The 11,459-nt window shown below is 67.9% G+C and carries 11 protein-coding genes and 1 pseudogene; 3 read left to right on the top strand and 9 right to left on the bottom strand.

The features are described 5' to 3' along the window. From A5659_RS09680 to A5659_RS09660, 5 genes are all read right to left on the bottom strand, one after another. Positions 1 to 907 (bottom strand): sulfate/molybdate ABC transporter ATP-binding protein (locus A5659_RS09680; RefSeq protein ID WP_067180691.1); only part of this gene is annotated, 907 nt, incomplete at its 3' end. Positions 908 to 915: 8 nt separating this feature from the next. After that, positions 916 to 1,734, bottom strand: a complete 819-nt coding sequence (cysW, locus tag A5659_RS09675) for a sulfate ABC transporter permease subunit CysW (protein WP_067180688.1) — start codon at positions 1,732 to 1,734, stop codon at positions 916 to 918. After that, entirely contained in the window at positions 1,731 to 2,603 is an 873-nt protein-coding gene (gene cysT / locus A5659_RS09670; RefSeq protein WP_066862675.1) for a sulfate ABC transporter permease subunit CysT, read from the bottom strand. Before cysT ends, cysW begins: the two co-directional genes overlap by 4 nt. After that, on the bottom strand, positions 2,600 to 3,631 hold the full coding sequence (locus tag A5659_RS09665; RefSeq protein ID WP_067180684.1) for a sulfate ABC transporter substrate-binding protein: 1,032 nt from the start codon (positions 3,629 to 3,631) through the stop codon (positions 2,600 to 2,602). The genes cysT and A5659_RS09665 overlap by 4 nt, the downstream gene beginning before the upstream one ends. A gap of 333 nt (positions 3,632 to 3,964) precedes the next feature. Next, positions 3,965 to 4,165: a hypothetical protein gene (locus A5659_RS09660; protein ID WP_231997791.1), complete on the bottom strand. Its 201-nt coding sequence runs from the start codon at positions 4,163 to 4,165 to the stop codon at positions 3,965 to 3,967. 229 nt (positions 4,166 to 4,394) lie between these two features. Between A5659_RS09660 and A5659_RS09655 the strand changes: the two genes are divergently transcribed. Continuing rightward, positions 4,395 to 6,353, top strand: a complete 1,959-nt coding sequence (locus A5659_RS09655) for a glycoside hydrolase family 15 protein (protein ID WP_231997792.1) — start codon at positions 4,395 to 4,397, stop codon at positions 6,351 to 6,353. Between the two features lie 51 nt (positions 6,354 to 6,404). On the opposite strand, the gene A5659_RS09650 is transcribed toward A5659_RS09655, so the two are convergent. Further along, positions 6,405 to 7,163, bottom strand: a complete 759-nt coding sequence (locus tag A5659_RS09650) for a sensor domain-containing protein (RefSeq protein ID WP_066862681.1) — start codon at positions 7,161 to 7,163, stop codon at positions 6,405 to 6,407. Positions 7,164 to 7,165: 2 nt separating this feature from the next. Further along, on the bottom strand, positions 7,166 to 9,013 hold the full coding sequence (lepA, locus tag A5659_RS09645; RefSeq protein WP_082976004.1) for a translation elongation factor 4: 1,848 nt from the start codon (positions 9,011 to 9,013) through the stop codon (positions 7,166 to 7,168). 140 nt (positions 9,014 to 9,153) lie between these two features. Here lepA and A5659_RS09640 point away from each other — a divergent pair, with 140 nt between their 5' ends. Further along, positions 9,154 to 9,756 (top strand): type II toxin-antitoxin system PemK/MazF family toxin, encoded by a 603-nt coding sequence (locus A5659_RS09640; RefSeq protein WP_066862687.1) that lies wholly within the window; start codon positions 9,154 to 9,156, stop codon positions 9,754 to 9,756. Between the two features lie 92 nt (positions 9,757 to 9,848). On the opposite strand, the gene A5659_RS09635 is transcribed toward A5659_RS09640, so the two are convergent. Further along, entirely contained in the window at positions 9,849 to 10,277 is a 429-nt protein-coding gene (locus A5659_RS09635; protein ID WP_066862712.1) for a CBS domain-containing protein, read from the bottom strand. 167 nt (positions 10,278 to 10,444) lie between these two features. Here A5659_RS09635 and A5659_RS09630 point away from each other — a divergent pair, with 167 nt between their 5' ends. Continuing rightward, a complete protein-coding gene (locus tag A5659_RS09630; RefSeq protein ID WP_067180694.1) occupies positions 10,445 to 11,287 on the top strand; it encodes a ribonuclease Z in 843 nt (280 codons plus the stop codon). Here A5659_RS09630 and A5659_RS09625 read toward each other — a convergent pair. Further along, positions 11,266 to 11,459 (bottom strand): annotated as a pseudogene (locus A5659_RS09625) (hypothetical protein); the annotation flags it as partial. The gene A5659_RS09630 and the pseudogene A5659_RS09625 overlap by 22 nt on opposite strands.

Genomic DNA, 11,459 nt, shown 5'->3' with positions numbered 1-11,459 from the left:
CGCTGGTCAACTCGACCCGCACCTCGAAGCCCAGCGTCACCACCCGGTCGACGACGGCGCGCACCACCCCGACGGACTCGGCCGTGCCGTCACCGCCGGCGATCGCCATATCGGGATTGCGGCCCACCCGGATATCGTGCGGGCGCACCAAAGTGCCGTTCAGGGTGGACACCGCACCGAGGAATGACATCACGAACGCGTTCGCCGGGGTGTCGTACACGTCCGTCGGGGAGCCGACCTGTTCGATGCGGCCCTTGTTCAGCACCGCGATGCGGTCGGCGACGTCGAGCGCCTCGGCCTGGTCGTGGGTGACCAGCACCGTGGTCACGTGCACCTCGTCGTGCAGGCGCCGCAACCACGCCCGCAGATCCTCACGCACCTTGGCGTCCAGCGCGCCGAACGGCTCGTCGAGCAGCAGCACCTGCGGGTCGACCGCCAACGCCCGCGCCAGCGCCATGCGCTGGCGCTGACCGCCGGACAACTGGTTGGGGTAGCGGGCTTGAAAGCCGCTCAGTCCCACCACTTCGAGCAGGTTGTCGACCTTGGCCTTGATCTCGGCCTTGGGCCGCTTGCGGATCTTGAGCCCGTAGGCCACATTGTCGCGCACGGTCAGGTGCTTGAACGCCGCGTAGTGCTGAAACACGAATCCGATGCCGCGGCGCTGCGGCGGCACCCGGGTCACGTCGCGGCCGTCGATCGTGACGGTTCCGGTATCGGGTTGGTCGAGCCCGGCGATGGTGCGCAGCAGGGTCGACTTGCCCGAGCCGCTGGGACCCAGCAAAGCCGTCAGCGAGCCGGTGGGCACGGCGAAGTCCACATGGTCCAGCGCGACGAAATCGCCATAACGTTTGTTGGCGTCGCGCACGACGATGGCGAGGTCGTCCCGGTTGGCGTGAGTCACGGTCATTCTCCTCGTCAGGCCTGCTTCGCCGCTCGTGCACGGCGCGCGTCCAGCACTACCTGGAAAACCAGCACCAGCACCGCAACCCCCATCAGCAGCGTGGAAAGCGCGTAGGCGCCGTATTCCGCACCGCGGTTGTACCGGTCGGAGACAAGCAATGTCAGTGTCTGCGACTTTCCCGGCAGGTTCGACGACACCATCAGCACGGCACCGTACTCCCCCAGGGTACGTGCAATGGTCAACACGATGCCGTAGGTCAGACCCCACCGGATCGACGGCAGCGTGATCCGCCAAAACGTCTGCCACCACCCCGAACCCAGGGTGGCCGCCGCCTCCTCCTGGTCGGTGCCCAGCTCGTGCAGCACCGGCTCCACTTCGCGCACCACGAAGGGCAGGGTGACGAAGATGCTGGCCAGCACGATGCCCGGCAGGCCGAAGATGATCTTGAACCCGAGGTCCTGTTCGACGAATCCGAGCGCACCGGCCGAGCCCCACAACACGATCAACGCGACACCCACGATGACGGGCGAGACCGCGAACGGCAGGTCGATGACCGCCTGCAGCACGCCCTTGCCGCGAAACCTGTTGCGCGCGAGGACCAATGCGGTGGGGATGCCGAAGATGACGTTGAGGGGCACCACGATGGCCACCACCAGCAGCGTCAGGTTCAGCGCCGATATCGCCGCGGGGGTGCTGACCCAGGCGTAGAACTGGCCCAGCCCCGGTTGGAACGTGCGCCACAGGATCAACGCCACCGGAATGACCAGCAGCACGAAGATGTAGGCGAGCGCGACGAACCGCAACCAGTAGCGCACTCCCGCCGACGATCTCATGCGGACAGCTCCTCTCGCTTGGCCGCGCGGCCGCCCACGATCCGCAGGATGAGCAGAACGACAAACGAAATGCCCAACAGCACAATCGATATCGCGGCTGCACCGGTGCGGTCGTCGTTCTCGATCAACGTGCGGATCCACTGTGAGGACACTTCGGTCTTGCCGGGCACCGCACCGCCGATGAGCACCACCGAACCGAACTCGCCGATCGCCCGGGAGAAGGCCAGCCCCGCCCCGGACAACAACGCGGGCAGCAGCGACGGCAGCACCACCGAGGTGAAGATCTTCGGCCCGCTGGCACCCAGCGACGCCGCGGCCTCCTCGGTTTCGCGATCCAGTTCGAGTAGCACCGGCTGCACGGCACGCACCACGAACGGCAGCGTGACGAAGGCCAGGGCGACCGCCACACCCCACGACGTGTGCTGCAGATGCAGACCGACGGGGCTGTGGTTGCCGTACAACGCCAGCATCACCAGGCTGGCGACGATGGTCGGCAGCGCGAAGGGCAGATCGATGATCGCGTCCACGAGGCGCTTGCCCGGAAAGTCATCCCGCACCAGCACCCACGCGATCACCAGGCCGAAGACCAGGTTGAGCACCGTGACCCCGGCCGAGATCGTCAGGGTCACCCGGAACGATTCCAGCGCGGCATTCGAGGTGACCGCGAGCCAGAAGGCGTGCCAGCCGCCGCCCGCGGATTGCCACGCGATCGCCGCCAGCGGCAGCAACACGATCACCGAGAGCCAGACCGTGGCCACGCCGACGCGCAGCGCGGTGGTGCCGCGGCCGCGTCCGGGTAGCGGGCCCGGTGGCGCGTCGCCGCTGAGCTCGGGCCGGACCGCCAGCGGGTCCGGGGTGATGGCGGTCATCCGGTGGCCTTCGTGTAGATCTTCGTGATGCTGCCGGAGTTCTTGTCGAACAGCTGCGGGTCCGCCGTGGCCCAGCCGCCCAGGTCGGCGATGGTCCACAGCTTCGCCGGCACCGGGTACTGGTTGCGGAAGTCGGCGGCGACGGCCGGGTCGACCGGGCGGAAACCGGCTTGCGCCCAGACCTTTTGGGCCGCGGCCGTGTACTGGAAGTTCTTGAAGGCGACGGCGGCGTCCAGATGCGGGCTGGTGTTGACCACCGCCACCGGGTTGTCGATCTTGAAGGTCTGCGCCAGGTTGATGTGTTCGACCGGCTTTCCGGCCCGCTCGGTGGCGATGGCCTCGTTCTCGTAGCTGATCAACACGTCACCGCTGCCCTGGACGAAGACGTCGGTGGCCTCCCGCCCCGATCCGGGGCGCAGTTTCACGTGTTCGGTGACCAGCTTCTTGATGAACGCAACCCCGGCGTCGCTGTGGGCGCCGCCTTCGCTCTTGACCGCATACGGCGCGAGCAGGTTCCACTTGGCCGATCCGGAGCTCAGCGGGCTGGGGGTGATGACCTCCACTCCGGGCCGCAGCAGGTCATCCCAATCCCTGATGTTCTTCGGATTGCCCTTGCGCACCACCAGCGTGACGACCGAACCGAACGGAATTCCCTTGGTGGCGTCGGTATTCCAGTCCTTGGCGACCTTGCCGGCCTTGACCAGTCGCGCGATGTCGGGTTCGACGGAGAAGTTGACGACGTCGGCCGGCTTGCCGTCGACGACGCCGCGGGACTGGTCACCGGAGGCCCCGTAGGAGGTGACCACCTGCACGCCCTTGCCCTCGTCGGAGGCGTTGAACGCCGGAATTATCTTGCTCCAACCGGGTTCTGGGACCGAGTAGGCGACCAGGGTGATGCTGGTGCGCGCGTTGGCCAGGCCACCGCCGCCGACGGCATCACTGGCGCCGCCGTGGCACCCGGCGATGACGCCGGCGATCAGGGCAAGTGCGAGGACGGGCCGCCAGCGCGATGCGGTCCTTGTGTCCATTGAGGGCCTTCCGGTGCGAGAGGTATGGGAGTCGGGTCCCGTTTCTGCGGAAAGGCACCTAAAACTTCAGGAGAATTCGAAAACTCCAGACCAGACCGCGCACGGGTTTGGGAGTCAGCGACAACAGTGCACGAGGGCATAGCACTCCGAGATGCTCATCGCCACGCGCATGGCGGGAAGCCTAACAGGAATTGACGTTGCCGCCACCGCGACGGCGGCTGTGCAGAGGGCCCGCGGCCGTTAGCGGTGCATCGCGTGGGTCACCAGCCACGTGACGATCACCAACGCCACCAGGATGACCAGAATCAGGGTCACGTGTGACCGAGGCATGGGCTACCCGGGCGTCCCGTCGTGGCGGGCGCGGCGCATCAGCTCGATGCCCTTCCCGAGCACGCCATCCAGCAGGGCCGCCGTCGCGTAGGCCACCACCAGCACGGCGGGCACCACCACCAGGGCCTGCAGCACGAAAGGCAGCCCCGAAAGCCACAGCTCGTTGCCGTCCCACCAATTGAGGAACGCGTTCACGGGGCTCACCCTATTCGGCCCGACCGCCGAAGACCATCGGCCGGCCGGGAACACGCGCCGGCATGGGTCGGACCCAGCGGATCGCCGCGCGGCGCGCCACCACGGTGAAACGTTGGACGCGGGACCGCTGAGCAGCGATGATGTCCAGATGGTTTTGCACGCCCAGCCCGAAGACCAACCGGCCCCGCCGGACGGTGCCCTGCCCGAGGAAGAGTTTGACGCCGCCTCGGCCACGTCGATGTCGTCGTCCATCGACCTGCGCACGCCCGGGCCGCTCGCTCCCAGCGCGGCCCTGCGGAACCCGTTCCCGCCGATCGCCGACTATGCGTTCCTGTCGGACTGGGAAACCACGTGCCTGATCTCCCCCGCCGGATCGGTCGAATGGCTCTGCGTGCCCCGCCCTGATTCGCCCAGCGTGTTCGGTGCGATCTTGGACCGCAGCGCCGGCCATTTCCGGCTGGGCCCGTATGGCGTCTCGGTGCCCTCGGCCCGCCGGTACCTGCCCGGCAGCCTGATCATGGAAACCACCTGGCAGACCCACACCGGGTGGCTGATCGTGCGCGATGCGCTGGTGATGGGCCCGTGGCACGACCTGGAGCGGCGGTCTCGGACGCACCGCCGCACCCCGATGGACTGGGACGCCGAGCACATCCTGCTGCGCACGGTGCGCTGCGTCAGCGGCACCGTCGAACTGATGATGAGCTGCGAACCGGCGTTCGACTATCACCGCGTCGGCGCCACCTGGGAGTACTCCGCCAACGCCTATGGCGAGGCCGTCGCGCGCGCCGCCAAGGATCCCGACGCCCACCCGACGATGCGGCTGACGTCCAACCTGCGGATCGGGCTGGAGGGCCGCGAGGCGCGCGCACGCACCCGGATGAAAGAGGGCGACGACGTGTTCGTTGCCCTGAGCTGGACCAAGCATCCGGCGCCGCAGACCTACCAAGAGGCCGCCGACAAGATGTGGCAGACCACCGAGTGCTGGCGGCAGTGGATCAACATCGGTAACTTCCCCGACCATCCGTGGCGGGCGTACCTGCAGCGCAGCGCGCTGACCCTGAAGGGCCTGACCTACTCGCCCACCGGCGCGCTGCTGGCGGCCAGCACCACGTCGCTGCCGGAAACGCCGCAGGGCGAACGTAACTGGGATTACCGCTACGCCTGGGTGCGCGACTCCACCTTCGCGCTGTGGGGCCTGTACACGCTCGGACTGGATCGCGAGGCCGACGACTTCTTCGCGTTCATCGCCGACGTCTCCGGCGCCAACAACAACGAGCGGCACCCGCTGCAGGTCATGTACGGCGTGGGTGGCGAGCGCAGTCTGGTCGAAGAGGAGCTTCATCACCTGTCCGGCTACGACCACGCCCGGCCGGTGCGCATCGGCAACGGCGCCTACGACCAGATCCAGCACGACATCTGGGGCTCCATCCTGGACTCCTTCTACCTGCACGCCAAGTCGCGCGAGCAGGTCCCCGAGACCTTGTGGCCGGTGCTGAAGAAGCAGGTGGAGGAGGCGATCAAGCACTGGCGCGAGCCCGACCGCGGGATCTGGGAGGTGCGCGGGGAGCCGCAGCACTTCACGTCGTCGAAGGTGATGTGCTGGGTGGCGCTGGACCGCGGCGCCAAGCTGGCCGAGCGGCAGGGCGAGAAGAGCTATGCCCAGCAGTGGCGCGCGATCGCCGAGGAGATCAAGAACGACATCCTGGCGCACGGCGTGGACTCCCGCGGGGTGTTCACCCAGCGCTACGGCAGCGACGCGCTGGACGCCTCGCTGCTGTTGGTGGTGCTGACGCGGTTCTTGCCGCCGGATGACCCGCGGGTGCGCAACACCGTGTTGGCGATCGCCGACGAACTCACCCAGGAGGGCCTGGTGCTGCGCTACCGGGTCGAGGAAACCGACGACGGGCTGTCCGGCGAGGAGGGCACCTTCACGATCTGCTCGTTCTGGCTGGTGTCGGCGCTCGTCGAGATCGGCGAGGTGCGGCGCGCCAAGCGCCTGTGTGAGCGGCTGCTGTCGTATGCCAGCCCGCTGCATCTCTACGCCGAGGAGATCGAGCCGCGCACCGGCCGGCAGCTGGGCAACTTCCCGCAGGCCTTCACCCACCTGGCGCTGATCAACGCGGTGGTGCACGTCATCCGCGCCGAGGAGGAAGCCGACGGCTCCGGAATGTTCCAGCCCGCCAACGCCCCGATGTGACGTGGCGATCGCAAGCGCGGCGTGAGCCGGGCGAAGCGGGTCGCCACGACGTCAGCCTAGAGCGCTCACCCTGTCCATCAGGGCGTGCGCAACGTCGATGGCGCTGGTGTTGAGGTCGGCAGAGCCGGGGTCCGAGGACCGTCGCCCGCCGAAGAACACCACCTGGACCTCGACGAGGCAGTTCGACCGGATGCCGATAGCGCGCGCCTGTGGGGTGGGCCGCAGCGGCGGCATGTTGGGCAAGATCGACGTCGCGGTCTTGGTCGCCGCGATGGTGGAATCCGTGACGCGGACGTCGCTGATGACGTTCGTCGTGCTGATCGGGCCGGACTGTTCCGACGTCGTCATGCCGTTGCACTGCTGCCACTGCCCCGAGAACTGCGTGAACAGCGCCTGCGCCTGTGCGGGCGACGGGAGGGTGACCACCCCCTCCTCGACCACGATCACCTGCGCCGGTTCGCCGTTGTTCCACCACGACTCGGACGCGACGTCTTTCACGTCGGCGGACCGGTACACGCCCTGCTGCAGCATCGCCGTCACGCCCAGGCACCCGGCCTGCGACATCGTCCGCTGGACCTGATAAAGCCTTTCGGGCCCGCCGAATTCGGCCGGATCCCGCGCCACGAAGGTCTGATTGAGCATCCGCGACAGCGTCGGGCCGTCGAGAAGCACCTGTTTGACCGTCGCGCCGCTGAGCGGTCGCGGCTTGAGGTTCGGCGCCGGCTTCGCCGTGCCCGCCACCACTCCACCGCAGCCCGTCGCCAGCACGGCGACCGCCATCAAAGCCGTCGCCATCCCCCGAATCCGCATGGCTACTTCTTGCCCTTGTCCCCCGCGGCGTCGGCGGACAACGCCGCGACGAACGCCTCCTGGGGCACATCGACGCGCCCGATGGTCTTCATCCGCTTCTTGCCTTCCTTCTGCTTTTCGAGAAGCTTGCGTTTACGGGTGATGTCGCCGCCGTAGCACTTGGACAGCACGTCCTTGCGTATCGCGCGAATGTTCTCCCGCGCAATGATTTTCGATCCGATGGCCGCCTGGACGGGCACCTCGAACTGCTGGCGCGGAATCAGCTCTTTGAGCTTGGTGGTCATCTTGTTCCCGTAGGCGAACGCCGAATCCTTGTGCACGATCGCGCTGAACGCGTCGACCGCCTCGCCCTGCAACAGGATGTCGACCTTGACCAGTTGGGCCTCCTGCTCGCCGGCCTCCTCGTAGTCGAGGCTGGCGTAGCCACGGGTGCGTGACTTCAGCGAATCGAAGAAGTCGAAGATGATCTCGCCCAGCGGCATGGTGTAGCGCAGCTCGACGCGTTCGGGTGACAGGTAGTCCATGCCGCCCAGCTCGCCGCGGCGCGACTGACACAGTTCCATTATGGTGCCGATGAATTCACTGGGCGCGATGATGGTGGTCTTGACCACCGGCTCGTAGACCTCGCGGATCTTGCCCTCCGGCCAATCCGACGGGTTGGTCACCCGGATCTCGGTGTTGTCCTCCTTGACCACCCGGTAGACGACGTTGGGCGACGTCGAGATCAGGTCCAGGTTGAACTCGCGCTCCAGCCGTTCGCGGGTGATCTCCATGTGCAGCAAACCCAAGAAGCCGCAACGGAATCCGAAGCCCAGGGCCACCGACGTCTCCGGCTCGTAGGTCAGGGCCGCGTCGTTGAGTTGCAGCCTGTCCAGGGCGTCGCGCAGATCCGGGTAGTCGGAGCCGTCCACCGGATACAGGCCCGAGTAGACCATCGGCTTGGGCTCGCGATATCCGGTCAGCGCCTCGGCGGCGCCGTGGCGTGCCGTCGTCACCGTGTCCCCCACCTTGGATTGGCGGACGTCCTTGACGCCGGTGATCAGGTAGCCCACCTCGCCCACGCCCAGGCCGTCGCTGGCCTTCGGTTCAGGCGAGACGATGCCGACCTCGAGCAGTTCGTGGGTGGCGCCGGTGGACATCATCGCGATGCGTTCGCGAGGGGTGATCTTGCCGTCGACCACCCGCACGTAGGTCACCACGCCGCGGTAGATGTCGTAGACCGAGTCGAAGATCATCGCCCGCAGCGGCGCGTTGGCCTGGCCCTGCGGGGGCGGCACCTCGCGCACCACATGATCGAGCAGGTCGGCGACGCCGGCTCCGGTCTTGCCGGAAACCCGCAGCACGTCGCCCGGCTCGCAGCCGATGATGTGCGCGATCTCGGCGGCGTAGCGGTCCGGGTCCGCGGCGGGCAGGTCGATCTTGTTCAGCACCGGGATGATGTGCAGGTCGCGGTCGAGCGCCAGGTAGAGGTTGGCCAGGGTCTGCGCCTCGATGCCTTGGGCGGCGTCCACCAGCAGCACCGCGCCCTCGCACGCCTCCAGCGCGCGCGACACCTCGTAGGTGAAGTCGACGTGGCCCGGGGTGTCGATCAGGTGCAGCACGTACTGGGTGTCACCGACTTTCCACGGCAGGCGCACGTTTTGGGCCTTGATGGTGATGCCGCGCTCGCGCTCGATGTCCATCCGGTCCAGGTACTGCGCGCGCATGGACCGCTCGTCGACGACACCGGTGAGCTGGAGCATCCGGTCGGCCAGCGTGGACTTTCCGTGGTCGATGTGGGCGATGATGCAGAAGTTCCGAATCTGCGCCGGCGCGGTGAAGGTCTTGTCGGCGAAACTGCTGATGGGAATCTCCTGGTGCGTGCAACTAGACGGGGCGCGTTGCGGCCGTTTCCGGCGCGGTTCGCGGGTATGTCCAGCGTATCCAGACAGGGCCGCCGGGACCTACTTGGACACAGTCGCACCCCGCCGCTCGCGTCTATGCTGCGAATATGTCGTCTCCCCGGAAATCCCAGTGGAAGACGTTTCAGCGGTTCGCGGAGAATCTGGTGTTCAACGGCGCTCCGCGCCTGGTCCGGACCGTGCAGAATTCCCAGACCGTGCTGCGCGAACTGCAGCAGGCCGTGAAGATCACGGCGAACGTCATCGCCGCGGTGGCGCCACCACCTCCCGACGCGCCCGTCACCGGCCGGCCGGTGACCAGCGGCAGCCTCCCGACCGCGCAGCGCGCCCGCAAGCTGGTGTACGCGCCGAGCCTGGACGGCCGGGCCGATCCCGGTGAGATCGTCTGGACGTGGGTGGTCTACGAGGACGACCCCACCCGGGGCAAGGACCGGCCCGTCCTGGTCGTGGGCCGGGACCGCAGCGTCCTGCTGGGGTTGATGGTGTCCAGCCAGGAGCGCCACGCCGCCGACCCGGACTGGGTTGGAATCGGTTCCGGCCCTTGGGATTACGAGGGCAGGCAGAGCTGGGTCCGGCTGGACCGGGTGCTCGACGTGCCCGAGGAGGGCATCCGCCGCGAGGGCGCCATCCTGGATCGCGAGATCTTCGACGTGGTGGCCGCCCGCCTGCGCGCCGACTACTCCTGGCGCTGAACGCGTCGCGGCGTTGCGCCGAGCGTGAACTCAGGGCGAGCCCACGCCACAATTCTCGCCGTAGTGCACGTTCGGCGAGCGGAGTCGGGCGATCAGCCCTGGGTGATGTAGGAATGCAGTTGCTGCTGCTCGGCCTCGAGTTCTTCCAGTCGGCTCTTCACCACGTCACCGATGCTGACGATCCCGATCAGCTTCTTGCCGTCCAGCACCGGCACGTGCCGCACCCGGTTCTTGGTCATCAACACGCTGATCGCGTCGACCTCGTCGGTCTTCGTGCAGGTCGCCAGCATGGACGTCATGATCTTGGACACCGGGCGAGACAGCACGCTGGCGCCGTGCGTATGCAGCTGACGCACGACGTCACGCTCCGACACGATGCCGACCACACCCTCGTCACCGACCACCACCATGGCGCCGATGTTCTGGTCGCTCAGCCCCGCGAGCAGCTCGCGAACCGTCGCGTCGGGATTGATGGTCACCACCGCCGCGCCCTTGTTCCGCAAGACGTCCGCTATCCGCATCGGGGCCTCCAGCCGGGTTGTGATCCGCTTCACATCAGGCTACGGCTTCCTCGCGCGGCGCAAAAGCCACTAAGAGAAGCTGCAAACAGATCGTGTCCTAGCGGTGCAGGCCGCGCGGATCGCGCGATTGGACCACTGCGGGAGCCGCGGGCTTGCAAGATAAGGACATGATCGAGGTCACCCTGCTGGGAACCGGAAGCCCCATCCCCGATCCGAACCGCGCCGGGCCGTCAACTCTGGTGCGGGCCGGCGGGCAGGTGTTCCTGGTGGACTGCGGGCGCGGCGTGCTGCAGCGCGCGGCCGCGGTCGGGGTGGGCGCCGCCGGATTGTCGGCGTTGCTGCTGACCCACCTGCACAGCGATCACATCGGCGACCTGGGCGACGTCCTCATCACCCGGTGGATCAGCACCTTCACGCCCGACCCCGCGCCGCTGCCGATCATCGGTCCGCCCGGCACCGCCGAGGCGGTCGCGGCGACGCTGAACGCGTTCCGCCACGACATCGGCTACCGGATCGCCCATCACGCCGACATCAACTCGCCGCCGGCGGTGGACGTGCACGAATACACCGAGGGAACCGTCTGGGACCGCGACGGCGTGGCCATCCGGGTCGCCCCGACCGATCACCGTCCGGTGGCGCCGACCATCGGCTTTCGCATCGACTACCAGGGCGCCTCGGTGGTGCTCGCCGGCGACACCGTCCCGTGCGCGGGCCTGGACGACCTGGCAACAGGGGCGGGTGCGCTGGTGCACACCGTGATCCGCAAGGACATCGTCGCCACCATCCCGCAGCAGCGGCTGCAGGACATCTGCGACTACCACTCTTCGGTGGAGGAGGCGGCGGCGACCGCGGCGCGCGCGGGGGTGGACACCCTGGTCATGACGCACTACGTGCCGGCGCTGGTGCCCGGCCAGGAGGAGCAGTGGCGGGCCCTGGCGGCCACGCGGTTCGGTGGGCGGGTCGAACTCGGTGACGACCTGCACCGCGTTCAGGTCGATGCGTCCGCGTGATGGCCGCCCGCGGCCGCTCGCCCGGCGGCCGAATCTCGTTGCGCCGCATGGGTTAGGGCAACGCCAGCCACCATCAGCCAGGTCAGCGCCAGCACCCGGGCGATCGGCAGGATGACGCCCAGCGCCGGCCAGATCAGCACCGCCGTCGCCAATTCGGCGAGGATGGCCGTGG

It is taken from the genome of Mycobacterium sp. 1165196.3 (assembly GCF_001673415.1).
Lineage (GTDB): Bacteria > Actinomycetota > Actinomycetes > Mycobacteriales > Mycobacteriaceae > Mycobacterium > Mycobacterium europaeum_A.
Note: the sequence above shows the minus strand (reverse complement) of the source record. Positions and strands in the feature narration are given on the sequence as shown.

Bases quoted from the DNA above. Each gene is read 5' to 3' on its own strand.
- A5659_RS09650 (WP_066862681.1), bottom strand. From the start codon at position 7,163: ATGCGGATTCGGGGGATGGCGACGGCTTTGATGGCGGTCGCCGTGCTG.
- A5659_RS09635 (WP_066862712.1), bottom strand. From the start codon at position 10,277: ATGCGGATAGCGGACGTCTTGCGGAACAAGGGCGCGGCGGTGGTGACC.
- A5659_RS09665 (WP_067180684.1), bottom strand. From the start codon at position 3,631: ATGGACACAAGGACCGCATCGCGCTGGCGGCCCGTCCTCGCACTTGCC.
- cysW (WP_067180688.1), bottom strand. From the start codon at position 1,734: ATGAGATCGTCGGCGGGAGTGCGCTACTGGTTGCGGTTCGTCGCGCTC.
- A5659_RS09630 (WP_067180694.1), top strand. From the start codon at position 10,445: ATGATCGAGGTCACCCTGCTGGGAACCGGAAGCCCCATCCCCGATCCG.
- A5659_RS09640 (WP_066862687.1), top strand. From the start codon at position 9,154: ATGTCGTCTCCCCGGAAATCCCAGTGGAAGACGTTTCAGCGGTTCGCG.
- cysT (WP_066862675.1), bottom strand. From the start codon at position 2,603: ATGACCGCCATCACCCCGGACCCGCTGGCGGTCCGGCCCGAGCTCAGC.
- A5659_RS09655 (WP_231997792.1), top strand. From the start codon at position 4,395: ATGTCGTCGTCCATCGACCTGCGCACGCCCGGGCCGCTCGCTCCCAGC.